The sequence below is a fragment of the Paenibacillus sp. BC26 genome, assembly GCF_900116125.1.
GTDB lineage: Bacteria > Bacillota > Bacilli > Paenibacillales > Paenibacillaceae > Paenibacillus_Z > Paenibacillus_Z lignilyticus.
In genome coordinates this window covers 1,176,897-1,192,005 of record NZ_FPAD01000001.1, presented here as the reverse complement: position 1 = coordinate 1,192,005, position 15,109 = coordinate 1,176,897, and the positions used below count along the sequence as shown (strand labels likewise).

Sequence of the window (15,109 nt, the reverse complement as noted above, 5' to 3'; positions counted from 1 at the left end):
CTGCTTTTGTAGTACTATATATACGAGCCCTCCAAATCAATTAGACCAGTTTTGTCCACCATTTTGAGACAAGGGGTGTAGCGATGACGAAGTCCAGTGAATACCGCTTAAATAGTACGAAAATCGCGGAAGCGACGCGGGAATGGCTCACAAAACGCGGTGTCGAGATCCCGCAAATCGCAGAGCTGGTTCTATTTCTGCAGAAGGATTATTATCCGGAGCTCACGATGCAGGAATGCGAAATGTATGTGGAAGCCGTGCTCACCAAGCGCGAGGTGCAGAACGCCATCTTGACCGGCATCCAGCTGGATCTGCTTGCCGAGGAAGGCAAGCTGCTGTCGCCGCTTCAAGAAATGATAGAAAATGACGAAGGGCTCTACGGGTGCGATGAAATTCTCGCCCTGTCCATCGTGAACGTTTACGGCAGTATCGGCTTTACGAATTTCGGCTATGTCGATAAATTAAAACCAGGCATACTGAAGCATCTGAACGATAAAGAAGATGCGCAGTGCCACACGTTCCTCGACGATATCGTGGGCGCCATCGCGGCTGCCGCAAGCAGCCGGGTCGCTCACCGAAAGCAGGCGGAGCGTGAAGGGAGAGTCGGGCCTCCGATCGATTAATCGAAACCCCAATCAAAGAAGCTTACCGCGCACCGAGCATACTCGGCGAAGCGGTAAGCTTCTTCTTTTAACCCCAACAAGCTAATGCGGAGCCATGTCATTCATGCCGGAATGGAGGATATTCACCTGAACGTTCACCTTCTTCAAGGAATCCTCCGTCAACATCCGTTCACCGCCGATGCCCGATGCGCTAAGCTTTTTCCACTCTTTATTCTTATTCCGATATAGAGTCTGCTCCAAACCAAACAGATCTACATGTTTTGCGATCCCGCTCTTAAAGGTGTTTAGAACTTCATTGCGTATTCCCATTTCGGCCTTCTCCCTAATGATGTCGACCGGCGAATCGTCCAACATTTCCTCAATGATACCCGTGAACTTCAAATCCATCGTAAATACCGGCTTTCCACCCTCAACCGCAATATGGATTTTCTTTTTCGGATTGAATAGGGTAACCATTCCGATTGTTTTATGATTCCGTACAACGGGGATAACGGCCCGTTTCATCTGCGGTTGGATCCACTTTACGCCATTTAATTGTTTTTCGGTGAAGCTATGCTGCGCTTTGCCGTTATTCAATGCAAATGCACCGTTCATGAATAAAACAGGCTGTGGCTTATCGTTATCCTCCCAATCTTTCTTATCGATACTTAATGTAGGAATAAGATCCGTTTCTCCGGGCTCCCCTTCATTGGCCAACACTTTATTCAGCCGAATCGGTGCGATAACCGACAATTGCTTATGAAGCACTACCGGATTGTGCAGCAGATTCGAAATGGGGGAGAAGTTAAAAAAAGTGGAATGCTTAAATAACTCATCAATGGACTCATGCGTCCCGAAGATCCATGAATTATACCGAATCTGCGGAAATCGGGGAATCGAATCAATAAAACGGTTGATATCTTTCTGGAGCACTCTCTCGCTTAAAACAATCGCCATCAGATGATCCCAATACAAGCTTTGCTGCCCCGTTTTATATAATTCATTTATTGCCGCAAACAGCGTCTCTCCTTCGCTCTTGCCTACCCAGACCGTCGCTCGTTCTCCCCCGCCGTCTCCGCCTTCATCTTGATTGCTGATCGAGCCGAAATCCATTAACTCCGTATAGATCTTATATTTGCCTTCCGAATAATCAATGCCCAGTGCAGTTACGAAATTATAGTCGGAGATCGTCTTCACATCCCAACATCCCGTAAGCATTATACAGGCGCATAGGGTCATACCTAGAACTCCGACTGATCTGTTCATGTTCCTTTCTCCTTTCTATCGCTGTCTCCCGTTCTGTAAATGAGGGGTCTTGTGCGGTTAAGCGTTCTCGGTTTGGTCATGAGTGCCATAAGCAAATCTTTAAATACCGGTGGCGACATGGGAGCCAAATATGGGACGCCAAAGGATTCGAGTGTAGATGTATACAAGAGAATCGCGAGTAGCCCCAGAAAAAAACCGTACATACCCAAAAAAGCAGCACAACCTAAAACAAACAATCGCAGCGCCGTAACCAACCCGCCAAGTGATTGATTGACCAACGTATAGGTAGCGACCATCGACATCGCGGTAACGACCAGCATTGCCGGAGAGGTCAAACCCGCCTCGATTGCAGCTTGTCCGATGAACAGTCCGCCCACGACGGTCACCGTTTGTCCAACCCCTTTAGGAAGTCGGATTCCCGCTTCGCGAAACAACTCAAACGTGATTTGCATAAGGAAAGCTTCCAAAGGCGCCGGAATTGGCAGGCCTCTTCGAACGTTTATTACGCTAGCTAAGGTTGTAATGGGGATTTGATCCATATGAAACGTAGTCAGTGCAATGTAGAAACCGGGAACCAATATTCCCAGGAACAGTCCTATATACCTCAGTAGAGATTCGAAGGCTACATATAGATAGGAAGCATGAATATCTTCAGGCGTCTTCAGCAAGGAGGACAGCGTAGTAGGCGCAATTAACACCATTGGCGTTCCATCCACGATTACGATAAATCGTCCCCGCAGCAAGGCTTCCACCGCAAAATCCGGACGTCCGATGTAATCGACTAAGGGGAACAAGCCAAACGGCGAATCCGAAATCGATTCGGCGAGCTCTTCACTGCTGACCAGAGCATCAACATCAATCTTTTGAATCCGTTGGCGTGCCATATCAATAATATCCGGATTAATAATATCGGCTTCGTAAAGAAGAGCCACCTTGGTCCGAGATCTTCGGCCAATCACATAGCTCTCACAGCACAACGATTCCGTGCGAAGCCGTTTACGGATTAGCGCGATGTTCGTAGAAATCTGTTCCGTAAAACCGTCCCTTGGACCTTTAACCGATACTTCCGTGTTGGATTCCTCCGGCTGGCGCTGAGGGGGGTTGGCGATATCCAGCATAAATAAGGAGCTGTTGTTATCGAACAATAGCAGGAGCTTTCCCGAGAATACGGCATCTACAATGGCCTGTTCCTTGTTTTCCAGCGGTTGGAAGGATAAGTTCCCGATCTTACCGTCCACAACTTGATCCACCGATAGCTTCTCCAGCTGCGGCATTACGATTTGATCGATCAGCTTGCTGTCCGATAACCCCTCGCAGTGAATCAACAGCACTTCCCAGCTCTCATCTTCGCTCAATAAGCGAACACGCTGGATGATGACATCCGAGCTGCGATTGAACATTGTACGCAACGCTTTTTCGATAGATTGATGGTCCAGCTCAACCGCCATTAACTCGGATTCACCCTTTCTTTCACGCGTACGATGATGGAGAACAAGAACAACAAAGAGACCATGACCACAATTAGGAGCAATAAATACGAATAGTAAAACTCACGCAAAAACCATACGAACAATGCATCGCTGATCGGCAGGAACGGAACGATAAACATAATGATCGTAATCAAATAAAGTATCAGCTTGCGAATGGCAGCCTTCTTCAGTTGAAGAAGCTCCACCATCAAATACATGCACAAGGAGATTCGGATAAAAGAACCGCTTAACCATTCGAAGATCGATAAGAAATCCAAATGAGAGACATTTTTGCCCAAAGTGACAAGTCCCCACTGCTCGAAGGTCGGAAAACGCTGTCTTGCCGCTTCGGTGGGTCCGAAGTCTAAGATGGATTCCAGCAGCGGCCCGAGAATCATACCAACGGTAATAATCAGCAGAATAATTAATGAGCTATAGCGCACCTTCTCCTTCAAGTGCTGCTGGATCAAGAGGAGCAGCAGGATCTCAAGGACCCCATTGGTTGAATAAATGAGTCCATGCGACAAGGGAGCAACGCCATTTGCCAACATCGGTGTAATATAGTGAAAATTTTTAAATTGAATATTCGCTGTTACCATAAAACCTTCGAACACAAAAACAAACGGAAGCAAAATCCCCGCACAAACCGTGATGGACCACAGTCCGGCATAAGCGGCAAAGAAACAGATGGCGGTCAAAGCCGCGGCGATCACGAAACCGGGCGTCTCCGGCAGAAACGTCACATCAACCCAATTGGTCGTATCCTTTAATGCAATGAGAGAACTCGAGAATAAATAAAGAAATAGAATCAGAACGAGACACACACTCGCGAAAGCGCCAAAATTACGTTTTACCCATGGAATAATAGCTTCTTGAGCGGTCGTTGTCATAATATGCTTGATTACGCCTAACAAAAGAATGCCGGGGACAAAAGCCAACAGGACGCTTAACCACGCATCTCTTCCGGTGGAGTCCAGAAGCAGCGGGACGATCATATTTTGATTCGTTATCACCGTAGTAGTTAGAAGGAGTAGAGCTACTTGTAAGACCGAGAGCTTCCTTTGGCGCATGGTTCGTTTCACACCTTAACGATATTTGTGTTTATCTTTACCTGAATTCCCAAATTAATCCGAAGCTAGATATCGACGCGCACAAAAAAAGAGCGTCGACGATGTCGACACTCTTTCGTTATTTAGAAGTTTGTATAAGATCGCCGCCACCGTCTTACTCGTGATGGCGGTCTTCTATTTAAATTCGCCCAACAGCGACTTGTAGACGCCTGAAGCGGCTTCTTTCCCTTGGCGGATGCAGTCCGGCAGCCCGACACCATCGAATGCGGCGCCGGTTAACCATACACCGGGCATCTTCGCACGCAGCTTCGTGCGAAGCTGCGCGGTCTTCTGAAGATGACCGACCGGATATTGCGGCATGGAATGATGGAGACGAGTAATCTCGGTGAACAACGGCTCAGCCGTTATTCCCATTACCAGTCGAATGTCGCTCCGAACGGCTTCTTTCAATACATCATCCGGCAAATCGACGACGGCTTCGTCGCCGGCGCGGCCGACATAGCAGCGAAGCAGCACTTTATTGCTCGGGCTGGCATGCAGCCATTTGGCCGATGTCCATGTGCAAGCTGTAATCGTAGTACCTTCCGAGCGCGGTACAACAAATCCTGAACCATCGAAATCTACGCCAAGCGAAGCTTTATCGAAGGCCATGACGACGTTCGCTACCGATACGTATCGAATGTCGCGAAGCGCATCAACATTCATGTGCGGCTCCAGTAAGTCCGCGGCATCATAAGCAGGCGCTGTAATGACAATGCCATCTGCCTCCAGTATCTCGCCGTCGCTCAGCAGCACTTCATAAGGCGCGGAATCTTCACCATGCTCGTCGGGATCGTTCTGGCGGAAAGCGACTGCCTTCCGTCCCATACGACGTTCCACCTTGGACAGCGCTGAGTCCAGCGCTTCCAGCATCGTGGCAAGTCCGCCCTTAAACGTCAGGAACATGCTGTTCTTGACGGCTGCAGGCACTCTGCTCACGCTTGGCGGCGCTGAAGCAGCCTTCCGCTTATTGGCGCGCATCCCTCGAATCAAGCTGCCGTGCTTGCGCTCCGCATCCCGAAACTGCGGGAATGTCGCGGCGAGGCTCAAATTCCGCAGCTCGCCGGCATAAATACCCGCAAGCAGCGGCTCCGCAACCCGCTCCATGACTTCGCTTCCCAATCGACGAGACAGAAAGTCTCCGATCGATTCGTCGCCCGTTTCTTTACTCGCAGGCAATACGAAATCCATCGCGGCACGAAGCTTGCCTTTCCATGTCAGCAGGCTCGTCTTGGCAAAAGGTGCAATTTCCGTCGGTATTCCAAGCACGAGACCCGGAGGCATGGCATGCAGCTTACCGTGATGAAGAATATAGGTTTTCTTGGCAGCCGGGTTGGTGCCGGTCAATTCATGCTCGATGCCAAGATCGTAGGCCAAATCAATAATCGGCGTCTTACGTGCCAGGAAGGAATCCGGACCACGCTCGATGATAAAGCCGTCGCGCCGCAGCGTGTTGATTTTGCCGCCGATTCTCTCCGATGGATCCACGAGCGTAATGACCGCTTCCCGGCCGCGCTGCTTCGCTTCCCTGAGCAAATAAAAAGCGGAGCTGAGTCCGCTGATACCGCCTCCGATAACGACAAAGCGATCAAGCTTACCGTTCCCCCGCATGCGAGTCATCTCCTCTGTAATAACGCTATCCGCTAAGCGAAAACCGCTCTTGCCGCGTCCTGAACGGAATCGGCCAAGGTGTCCATATAAAGCGGATCTGTGCCCAGCATCTCAATACGCTGCAGCTTAATCCCCAGTTCACGGGCTTCGGCTTGCGCTTCAATATCAACATCGTAGAGCACTTCCAAGTGTTCGGATACGAAACCAATCGGAGCAGCCAGCACGCCTTTATAGCCCGCAGCAGCAGTTTCCTTCATCGTTTCGAGGATATCCGGTCCAAGCCATGGCTCACGGGTGCGGCCCGCGCTCTGCCATGTAAACTGCCAGTCCGTCACACCGGCACCATCCGCGACAAGCTTGGATGTCTCCAGCAATTGCTGCTCGTAAGGATCATCCATCTCGCGGATTTTGACCGGCAGGCTGTGCGCGCTGAACAGCACTTTCACAGGCTGAACGTCTTGCAGCGCTTCATAAGCGGTTTTGACGCGTGTCACAAGCGCTTCGATCAGCTTCGGATGCGTATGATAGCTGTCTACCGTTGCAAATTGAATGCCGAACTCTTCCGCCTTCTCTTGCGCGCGTTTCATATAGCTGCCGACGCTCATTGTGGAGTAGTGCGGCGCCAGTACGATACCAACCGCATGTTTAATGCCATCTGCTTCCATAGCTGTCACGCCATCTTCGATATAAGGCCTGGCATGCTTCAAGCCTTGATAACAGCTATAACGGCCGGGTGCCGCAGCGTCAAGCGCAGCCTGCAAACCCGCCACTTGACGATTTGTATTCTCGCGCAGCGGGAACACGCCGCCGACGATCGCTTCGTAACGGCTGCTCAGCTCAGCCAGCTGTTCCGGTGTCGGCGCATGGCCTCTGCGGATATGGGTGTAATATTCTTCGATTCCGTCCATGCTCTCCGGCGTTCCGTACGACATCACGAGCACGCCGATTTTACCGTTAGCCATGGCGAAGCTCCTCCTGCTTGCCGCCTAACGCTTTGATCGCCTCAGCGGAGTAATCATGCACATATTCGGTCAACTCGCGCAGCTTGTCGAGCGACGCTTCCGGGAATAAACCATGTCCCAGGTTGAACACGAAGCCCGGCTGCTTGATACCTTCATCAATAATTGCTTTGGCATGTTCCTTTATGACTTCCATCGGTGCAGTGAGGACATACGGATCTAGATTCCCTTGAACGGCGAAAGAACCGCCAAGTCTGCGGCGTCCTTCATTAATCGGCACGCGCCAGTCCAATCCGATCACATCGGCTTTGACATTCGTCAGGGTTGGTAGCAGTTCACCCGACGCTACGCCCGGGAAGTAAATTTTCGGCTGCGGCAAATCCGACAGCTCGCTGAAAATCCGTTCGATCGTCGGCAGCACGAACGTCTTGAAATCATGCGGAGCAAGCGCGCCTACCCAGCTGTCGAACAACTGGAACGCCTTGCCGCCGGCGCCGATATGCGCGCGAAGATAAGCAATGACCATATCCCCAAGCTTGTCCATCAGCTTGAACCAAACAGCCGGTTCAGAGTACATGAGAGACTTAGTTCTGATGTATGACTTCGACGGACGTCCCTCGATCAAGTAGCTGGCAATGGTAAAAGGTGCGCCTGCAAACGTGATCAGCGGCACGTCAAGCTCGCGATCCAAGATGCGGATTGTCTCCAGGACATGCGACAAATCGCCTTCCACATCGATCGGCTTCAGCTTATCCACGTCCGCTGCCGAACGGATCGGGTTCGCAATGACAGGGCCAACATTAGCCACAATGTCAAAATCGATACCGATTGACGCGACCGGGTTCATAATATCGGAATACAAAATAGCTGCGTCCACACCGAGCTTCTTAATCGGCATGAGCGTTACCTCGGCAGCCAATTCCGGTCTCTTGCAAATTTCGAGCAGCGAGTAATTTTCTTTTATTTTACGGTAATCGGGATCGTAACGTCCCGCTTGTCGCATATACCAGACGGGTAAGCGATCGACTTGTTCTCCTCGGCACGCGCGGATGAATCGGTCGTTGTAGCTCATTGAAGTTCCCCATTTCTATCGTTTTCCCTACGTTTCCATTATGCCCTTTTTGCCGAAGTGTAACAACCGCCCGCCCCCTGCTATCATTGACAAACATATGACAATGTTAGGTTTCGGCTATGTTATACTGTCGTTACGATGTTTACAGCCTAACAAATCTGAGACTTATGATTGGAGAAACGCAATGGAACAGTGGAAGAAAAATCTGGCCGTCCTCTGGTTCGGTCAATTTCTCGTCATGGGCGGAATGACGATGATTATCCCTTTTTTGTCGCTCTATTTGCAGTCGGAACGCATCGGATTAACCGATAAACATGAGATTGCGACTTGGGCCGGCGTCATATTTGCAGGCAACTTTGTGACGGCTTTCCTCTTTCAACCGCTGTGGGGAAAACTATCAGACCGCTATGGACGCAAAATGATGCTGCTTCGCTCCGGCTTCGGTATGGCCATCGTCATGATCCTTATGGGTTTCGCTACGTCTCCGTGGCATTTGCTGCTGCTGCGGATGGTCAATGGCACCATCTCCGGCTTCAATCCGGCAGCCGTCTCGCTCATCTCGGTGTCGACGCCGAAGGAACGGATGGGCTTCGCTATGGGGACGCTGCAGTCCGGCGGAATCGCGGGCAGCATCCTCGGGCCGTTCATGGGCGGATTGCTCGCGGATGCTGTCGGGTATCGACCGATTTTCTATTTAACCGGCAGCTTGCTGTTCTTAGCTTCCTTACTGGCCTATTTCATCGTTCGGGAGCGTTTCGATCGGCAAGAGGCGGCGGCTCGTCCGAACCTGTCGGTCATTGACGGCTTTCGCCAACTCTCGCGAGTGCCGCAGCTGATGTCCCTCTTCGCCGTAACGTTCCTGCTGCAGTTTGCGATAATCGGGCCAATGCCGCTCATGCCGCTCTATGTGCAGGATTTGCACGGTACGGTCGTCAATCTGGCGTTCTGGGCCGGATTCGTCGGCTCCGCGGCAGGGCTCTCCAATATGGTCGCCTCACCGCTGCTCGGGAGGCTGAGCGACCGAATCGGCCAAGAGCGCATCCTCGGCATCTCGCTGATTGGAGCTGCGATGATGTTCATCCCGCAAGCATTTGCGGGTTCCGTATGGCAGCTGCTGCTCTTCCGATTGCTGCAAGGCTGCTTCTTGGGCGGCCTGATCCCGTCGGTCAATTCGCTCGTTCGCCGATTCACGCCGGACGGCATGGAAAGCCGGGCGTTCAGCATCAACAGCAGCATGCTGTCGCTCGGCAACATGATCGGTCCGATCGTAGGCGGCTTCATCTCAGGCTGGACAGGGATTCGCGGCGTATTTCTCATCTCCTCGGCCTTGTTTGTAATCAATGCCGTATGGGTCAGACAGACGCTGGTATCCAAGCGGGCTGCGTCCGGCGGCGCAAAACAGGAATAGAAGGCTGGCACGGGGGGAGCCCTGTGCCAGCTTTTTGCTGTTGGCGAAAGTTGTGATTAGCTCGCGGGGGAGCGGAACGTTCGAGTGCAGCGTGCCAGGCGCTGCTTGCCGCGTCCCTCCGCCAAGCGGCAAATCGCATACCCGCGCTCGCATTCCTGCATCTCGCACTTCGCCTCCACATCTCACATCACACTTTCCAGCATCTCACACTTCGCCTCCACATCTCGAATCACACATTCCCGCATCTCACTTCGCATCCACCTCCCTGATCTCGCATCCTCGCCTGCGCACTCTGAATCACGAATCGGTTAATTCGCACCGTCATCTCTCCAACTGCGAACGCTAACGAATCGTAGAAGCCTTATTCATCGCTATTTCGGGGCTACGAGATTCTAACGAATCGTAGAAGCCTTATTTGGTTCCTGTTGACTCCTCACACTGCAAAAACCACCAAATAAGACCTGTACGATTCGTTAGCTTTTTATCCGAGCCATTTATGGACAAATAAGACCTGTACGATTCGTTAGCGCATTCTGCATTCTGCATGCCCGGTGCACTAGCAACTAGCCGAACGAAGCACCTCGCATAACGGGGTTCCCTCAATTCCAAATCAAACAAAAAAAGTGGCTGAGCATCGGATATGCCCAGCCACTTCAATACTCCTACTTCACAACCGCAACAGCGAGGCCGTCATAAGCCGGCAGCAGCGTACCGATGAGCCGCTCGTCACTCACCATCGATGCATTGAACTCGCGCATAGCGAGAACCGAAGGTCCGTTCTTCTCCGGGTCGACCGTTCTGCCGTGCAGCAGCGCATTGTCTCCCGTGATCACAGCGCCCGGGTTGGCGAGCTTGATCGCCCACTCCAGATAGAGCGGATAGCTCTCTTTGTCCGCATCGATGAAGAAGAAATCGAATTTGCGTCCTTCTTCCGCGAGTACAGCCAAACTCTCTTTGGCATCCCCGACGCGGTATTCCACGCGATCCCCCAGACCTGCTGCTTCCAAGCTTCCGCGCGCCACATCCGCATAGTTCTGCAGCAGCTCAAGCGAAGTCAGGCGCCCGCCATCGGATAAGCCTCTGGCAAGGCAAATCCCGCTGTAACCGCCAAGCGCTCCGATTTCCAGCACATTTTTTGCACCGGACATCCGAACAAGCATCGTTAGCAGACGGCCATAACCGGCCGCAATCGAGATCTCCGGCATCCCTAATTGTTGAATCGTCTGATGCACCCGAGCCAAATCCGCATCTTCCCCAAGCAGTCGTTCCACATACTGTTCCGTCGACATCGTTCCTGCTCCTCTCCATAATAACGAATGTAATGTTTGTAATTAATCCCTTGGATGACCTATACTTGATTGTATGATTTTTATGGACCGGAAACAACCGGAGTCGTGAAGGCGGAGTGATACACGAATGGACAAACTGCAGCTGATTGCAACAGCACCTATGGGGCTGGAGGCGGTCGTCGCACGCGAATTGTTGGAACTTGGTTATACCGATCAGAAAGTGGAGAACGGACGCGTTATTTTTACCGGCGGGCTGGCTGATATTTGCCGCGCCAATCTATGGCTCCGCACCTCCGACCGCGTATTGATCAAGATGGCGGAATTTCCCGCCAGAACGTTTGAAGAATTGTTCGAAGGCACCAAGGCGGTCAATTGGCCGGATTGGATTCCCGAGGATGCTGAATTTCCGGTGGAAGGGCGCTCGCATAAGTCGCAGCTGACCAGCGTGCCCGCCTGCCAAAGTATCGTGAAGAAAGCGATCGTCGAGAAAATGAAATCGGTCTACGGCACCGAGTGGTTCCACGAGGACAACGGGCAGCGCTACGTCATTGAAGTATGGCTGCTGAATGACGTGGCGATGCTGACGCTGGACACTACCGGCCCCGGCCTTCATAAGCGCGGATACCGCAAGCTTGTAACGGAAGCACCGCTCAAAGAAACGATGGCGGCGGCAATGGTTCTGCTCAGCAGATGGCGTCCCGAACGGCCGCTGTATGATCCGTTCTGCGGTTCCGGCACCATCCCGATCGAAGCCGCCATGATCGGCTGGAACATCGCACCGGGACTTCGCCGTACGTTTAACAGCGAGGGCTGGTCCATCATCCCGGAAGAGCTGTGGGAGCAAGCCCGCGAGGAAGCTTTCGACTCGGTGAAGGACAACGTCCCGCTTCACATTACGGGATCGGATATCGACCCGCGCGCGCTCGAAATCGCAGAAGCTGCCGTGAAGAAAGCAGGCTTCGCGAAGGAAATCAAGCTGCAGCAGATGGCGGTTTCCCGCGTGAAACCGGAAGGCGACTATGGCTGCATCATCACCAACCCTCCATATGGAGCACGGCTTGGCGACGAAGACGAAGCAGAGAAAGCGATCAGACAGCTCGGACTAAGCTCGCTCTATATCCCGACTTGGTCGATGTTCGCTTTGACGCAATCCCGCACGTTCGAGGATACGATCGGCCGCAAAGCGGACAAGAAACGGAAACTATTCAACGGCCGCATTGAATGTACGTACTACCAGTATTTTGGACCGCTGCCTCCGCGCAACAAAACGGACAGTCCTTCCAAATCGTAGCTGCTCTGAAAGGAATTACCCAATCGATGACTATACCATCTCGAAGCATAAAACGGCGCCGGCAACGGACGTCGTTTTATGCTATTCCCCTCCTTATCGTGCTTGAGCCGCTGCTCTTCATCGGACTCATGCTGATTAAGCTTGTTTTGTTCGACCGGCTGGTCCATGTGCCGAACATGGCGATGAACCGCGATGATGTAATGACCGCGGCCGGAACACTGGCGCTCGCATCCTTCTGGACCTTATGGCTCCCGCCAAAGGGCCGCAGAATTACGCTGATTTTGTTAAACGTCATCCTGACCGCAATCATCTATTCCGATCTCATCTACTTCCGTTACTTTCAGGATCTCATCTCGATTCCTGTATTAATGCAAGCCGGACAGGTGGGTGCACTCGGGGAAAGCATTGATTCCTTACTAAGCCGTGTAGACCTGTGGTTTTTCGCGGATTGGGTGCTGCTGCTCCCTCTTGCCGTGTTCACCTTCTTCCGGATACGGATACGTAGAAACGCAGGAAACCAAATGCAGCTCTCCTACCTTAAACCGAATCGGCTCCGTATCGCCATTCGTCGTTTGGCTGCAGGACTGGTCGTATTTATCATCGGATTTATGCTCGTTTACGTGCCTGTTCATAAAGCCAAACAAAGCTGGGCAGCGGAGCTCTTTACGGGCAATTGGTGGAACCTGTCGCTGTACAATGTAACCGGCGTCCTCGGCTTCCATGGCTATGATCTGTATCGTTATGCGAATGAGCATTGGTTGCAGGACAGCACCGTTACTGCCGAGCAGACGGCGGAGGCGAAACAATGGTTTGAGACTCGCGCCGCTCAGCGCAAGGCACTCGAATCGGATGCTCTGTTTGGCAAATATAAAGGCAAGAATGTTATTCTGCTTCAGCTGGAGGCCTTTCAGAGCTTCGTCATCAACCAGCGCATTAATGGCGCCGAGGTAACGCCGAACATCAATAAGCTGCTTGGGTCATCGGTCTATTTCAGCAACTTCTATCATCAAACCGCTCAGGGGCGCACATCGGATGCCGATCTGGCGGCAAATGTGTCGCTTCAGCCGCTGCCTACGGGCTCCGTCTTCATCCGTTATGCCCAGCATGACTTCGACAGTATGCCGCAGACGTTGAAAGACCACGGTTATACCGCCAACGTCTTTCATGCCTACGACGGGGGCTTCTGGAATCGCAACATGATGTACGACCGATTAGGGTACGATACCTTCTTTAGCAAAAACGCCTATCAAATCGATGAGCCCATCGGCTGGTCGCTGGGCGACAAATCCTTCTTTAAACAGTCCGTGGATCGGATGAAGGACGAGAAGCAGCCTTTCTATTCGTTCCTCATTTCACTGTCAAGCCACCATCCCTACCAACTGCCGAAATCAGCGCAAACGCTGGATGTAGGAAGCTTTAAGAACACCATCTTCGGCGACTATCTGGAGGCCGTTCACTATGTGGATGCTGCGATCGGAAGCTTGATCGATGAGCTCAAGGCAGCGGGATTGTGGGATCAATCGATATTCATGTTCTACGGCGACCACGATAATTCCATCCGGGAATGGGAACCCTTCGAAACGTTCCTCGGTCATCCCTTAAACGAGACCGAACAATTCCGAATTCTGAAAGGCATTCCGTTCGTCGTGCATTTGCCCCATGATGAGAGGGCAGGTAACTACGAGCAGGTCGGCGGGCAGCTGGACATTACGCCAACCGTTCTCCATCTTCTTGGAATCTCCGGTGCCGATAAAACGATGATCGGAACGCCGCTGATTACTGCGCAGCCCGATGCGCAGCAGCATCAGAAGCGGATCGTGTTCCGTAACGGTGCATTCACGGATGGAGCCGTCCTCTATCTGCCCGCAGAGGATGGACTGCCTCAGCATAGTAAGTGTTACGCCTTCACTACGGGACTGGCCGTATCTGATCCGAGTGCGTGCACCGCTGGTGCCACGGCTGCGAGGCTTGAGCTTGAAGCGTCTGATCTCGTGATCGAGCATGACCTGGTCAAGGCGATTCACAGTCCATAGCAGCGTTTCGCCATCGCGTTAATCGAAAAGAACCCCCGGCAAGCTTCACTTCAGAAGCCTACCGGGGGTTCTTCACTTTATTTCTTCACATATTTGCGTGCCTTCTCGATAACTTCATCCTCAGTAGGCGCCGTAATATAGCGGCCGTTAATGAAGACGAAAGCAAATCTCGAGCATGGACCGCAGTACGATTTGCACGCGACTTTGATTTCCGTGCCTGGTGCCATCTGCTCAAGCTTCGGCAGCATGGATTTCGTACGCATATGTTTGCATTTATCGCAAATGAGAATATCGTTAGCCATGTTTCTCTCCCTAACCGTTTACAAATTAATGGTCGCCGTGGTTGCCTTTAGTCGGGTTGGAAATCATGAAGCCTTCCTGAGGTACGTAGAAGTAGTCGATTCGGACACCGTCCAGCAGCTCTACACCTTTCTCCAGCACAACCTTGATGTCTTTATCCGTCTCAATGATTTCGTCATTGTCTGTAGCATCGTCCATCTTCATGCCGTAGTGGGCATGATCGCCGTGCGAATGCGTAATGAAAATACGCAGAAATTTACCTTCGTTCTCAGGGTTGTCCACTTCTTCACGAAGCACTTTCGCGGCGTTGCGCGTAATTTTGCATTTCATCTTCGAGTCATCTCCTTATTTATGGATGCAGCCGTATTGCGTTTATCCGGCGTTCCTGCTTTTATCATCTCTCCTATTGTAAAGAAACGAGGAGCATTGTTCAACCGCTATCTCAATCGATCGCTGTATTTGCGTTCCATGTAGCGTGTATACCATTCGGCGGCAATCATCGTTACCGCGATATCATCGATTGGCAGAAACGGCAGCACGTCAGGCATAACCCAGTACAGCAGCACGGGAATAATATAGAGCAGCTTGTCCGTCAGCCGAACTTCCCTTGCGATAAGCAAGCGGTAGATTCGGACAAACACAGTCCGCCAGTGGCGGAGTGAAAGCAATTTCCTCATGGGAACCGCCTCCTTCTTCCGTC

General features: G+C 51.9%; 14 protein-coding genes. 4 read left to right on the top strand and 10 right to left on the bottom strand.

Annotated elements, in window-relative coordinates:
- Window positions 1-83 precede the first annotated feature (83 nt).
- Complete coding sequence (locus tag BM412_RS04935) at window positions 84-623, top strand: phosphatidylglycerophosphatase A family protein (protein ID WP_091214694.1); 540 nt, start codon at window positions 84-86, stop codon at window positions 621-623.
- 81 nt (window positions 624-704) lie between these two features.
- Here BM412_RS04935 and BM412_RS04930 read toward each other — a convergent pair whose 3' ends face one another.
- The 6 genes from BM412_RS04930 to hemE all read right to left on the bottom strand — a co-directional run bounded on the left by BM412_RS04930 (window position 705) and on the right by hemE (window position 8,088).
- Window positions 705-1,868 carry a Ger(x)C family spore germination protein gene (locus BM412_RS04930; protein ID WP_091214691.1) on the bottom strand — a complete coding sequence of 388 codons (1,164 nt, stop codon included), beginning with the start codon at window positions 1,866-1,868 and terminating at the stop codon, window positions 705-707.
- The gene (locus BM412_RS04925; RefSeq protein WP_256256121.1) at window positions 1,865-3,268 is read right to left on the bottom strand and encodes a spore germination protein; all 1,404 of its coding nucleotides are present in this window, start codon (window positions 3,266-3,268) and stop codon (window positions 1,865-1,867) included. Before BM412_RS04925 ends, BM412_RS04930 begins: the two co-directional genes overlap by 4 nt.
- Window positions 3,269-3,315: 47 nt before the next feature.
- Window positions 3,316-4,407, bottom strand: a complete 1,092-nt coding sequence (locus BM412_RS04920; protein ID WP_091214684.1) for an endospore germination permease — start codon at window positions 4,405-4,407, stop codon at window positions 3,316-3,318.
- Between the two features lie 174 nt (window positions 4,408-4,581).
- Window positions 4,582-6,057, bottom strand: a complete 1,476-nt coding sequence (hemG, locus tag BM412_RS04915; protein WP_091214682.1) for a protoporphyrinogen oxidase — start codon at window positions 6,055-6,057, stop codon at window positions 4,582-4,584.
- A gap of 32 nt (window positions 6,058-6,089) precedes the next feature.
- Entirely contained in the window at window positions 6,090-7,019 is a 930-nt protein-coding gene (gene hemH, locus BM412_RS04910) for a ferrochelatase (RefSeq protein ID WP_091214679.1), read from the bottom strand.
- Complete coding sequence (gene hemE / locus BM412_RS04905) at window positions 7,012-8,088, bottom strand: uroporphyrinogen decarboxylase (RefSeq protein ID WP_091214676.1); 1,077 nt, start codon at window positions 8,086-8,088, stop codon at window positions 7,012-7,014. Before hemE ends, hemH begins: the two co-directional genes overlap by 8 nt.
- Before the next feature lie 184 nt (window positions 8,089-8,272).
- Here hemE and BM412_RS04900 point away from each other — a divergent pair, with 184 nt between their 5' ends.
- On the top strand, window positions 8,273-9,496 hold the full coding sequence (locus BM412_RS04900; protein ID WP_091214673.1) for an MFS transporter: 1,224 nt from the start codon (window positions 8,273-8,275) through the stop codon (window positions 9,494-9,496).
- Between the two features lie 662 nt (window positions 9,497-10,158).
- Here BM412_RS04900 and BM412_RS04895 read toward each other — a convergent pair.
- Window positions 10,159-10,785: an O-methyltransferase gene (locus BM412_RS04895; protein WP_091214670.1), complete on the bottom strand. Its 627-nt coding sequence runs from the start codon at window positions 10,783-10,785 to the stop codon at window positions 10,159-10,161.
- A 127-nt stretch (window positions 10,786-10,912) separates the two neighbouring features.
- On the opposite strand from BM412_RS04895, the gene BM412_RS04890 reads away from it, so the two are divergent.
- Together BM412_RS04890 and BM412_RS04885 are read left to right on the top strand one after the other, a co-directional pair.
- A complete protein-coding gene (locus BM412_RS04890; protein ID WP_091214668.1) occupies window positions 10,913-12,076 on the top strand; it encodes a THUMP domain-containing class I SAM-dependent RNA methyltransferase in 1,164 nt (387 codons plus the stop codon).
- Window positions 12,077-12,102: 26 nt separating this feature from the next.
- Window positions 12,103-14,109, top strand: a complete 2,007-nt coding sequence (locus BM412_RS04885; protein ID WP_177245668.1) for an LTA synthase family protein — start codon at window positions 12,103-12,105, stop codon at window positions 14,107-14,109.
- A gap of 77 nt (window positions 14,110-14,186) precedes the next feature.
- On the opposite strand, the gene BM412_RS04880 is transcribed toward BM412_RS04885, so the two are convergent.
- From BM412_RS04880 to BM412_RS04870, 3 genes are all read right to left on the bottom strand, one after another.
- The gene (locus BM412_RS04880) at window positions 14,187-14,411 is read right to left on the bottom strand and encodes a YuzB family protein (protein ID WP_090982961.1); all 225 of its coding nucleotides are present in this window, start codon (window positions 14,409-14,411) and stop codon (window positions 14,187-14,189) included.
- Window positions 14,412-14,436: 25 nt separating this feature from the next.
- The gene (locus BM412_RS04875) at window positions 14,437-14,739 is read right to left on the bottom strand and encodes a heme biosynthesis protein HemY (protein ID WP_091214662.1); all 303 of its coding nucleotides are present in this window, start codon (window positions 14,737-14,739) and stop codon (window positions 14,437-14,439) included.
- Between the two features lie 107 nt (window positions 14,740-14,846).
- Window positions 14,847-15,086 (bottom strand): hypothetical protein, encoded by a 240-nt coding sequence (locus BM412_RS04870; RefSeq protein WP_091214659.1) that lies wholly within the window; start codon window positions 15,084-15,086, stop codon window positions 14,847-14,849.
- Window positions 15,087-15,109: the final 23 nt, after the last annotated feature.

Coding starts and splice junctions, on each gene's coding strand:
- BM412_RS04925 (WP_256256121.1), bottom strand. CDS start 3,268: ATGTTCAATCGCAGCTCGGATGTCATCATCCAGCGTGTTCGCTTATTG.
- BM412_RS04930 (WP_091214691.1), bottom strand. CDS start 1,868: ATGAACAGATCAGTCGGAGTTCTAGGTATGACCCTATGCGCCTGTATA.
- BM412_RS04890 (WP_091214668.1), top strand. CDS start 10,913: ATGGACAAACTGCAGCTGATTGCAACAGCACCTATGGGGCTGGAGGCG.
- BM412_RS04920 (WP_091214684.1), bottom strand. CDS start 4,407: ATGCGCCAAAGGAAGCTCTCGGTCTTACAAGTAGCTCTACTCCTTCTA.
- BM412_RS04885 (WP_177245668.1), top strand. CDS start 12,103: ATGACTATACCATCTCGAAGCATAAAACGGCGCCGGCAACGGACGTCG.
- hemH (WP_091214679.1), bottom strand. CDS start 7,019: ATGGCTAACGGTAAAATCGGCGTGCTCGTGATGTCGTACGGAACGCCG.
- BM412_RS04875 (WP_091214662.1), bottom strand. CDS start 14,739: ATGAAATGCAAAATTACGCGCAACGCCGCGAAAGTGCTTCGTGAAGAA.
- hemG (WP_091214682.1), bottom strand. CDS start 6,057: ATGCGGGGGAACGGTAAGCTTGATCGCTTTGTCGTTATCGGAGGCGGT.
- BM412_RS04900 (WP_091214673.1), top strand. CDS start 8,273: ATGGAACAGTGGAAGAAAAATCTGGCCGTCCTCTGGTTCGGTCAATTT.
- BM412_RS04880 (WP_090982961.1), bottom strand. CDS start 14,411: ATGGCTAACGATATTCTCATTTGCGATAAATGCAAACATATGCGTACG.
- BM412_RS04935 (WP_091214694.1), top strand. CDS start 84: ATGACGAAGTCCAGTGAATACCGCTTAAATAGTACGAAAATCGCGGAA.
- BM412_RS04870 (WP_091214659.1), bottom strand. CDS start 15,086: ATGAGGAAATTGCTTTCACTCCGCCACTGGCGGACTGTGTTTGTCCGA.
- hemE (WP_091214676.1), bottom strand. CDS start 8,088: ATGAGCTACAACGACCGATTCATCCGCGCGTGCCGAGGAGAACAAGTC.
- BM412_RS04895 (WP_091214670.1), bottom strand. CDS start 10,785: ATGTCGACGGAACAGTATGTGGAACGACTGCTTGGGGAAGATGCGGAT.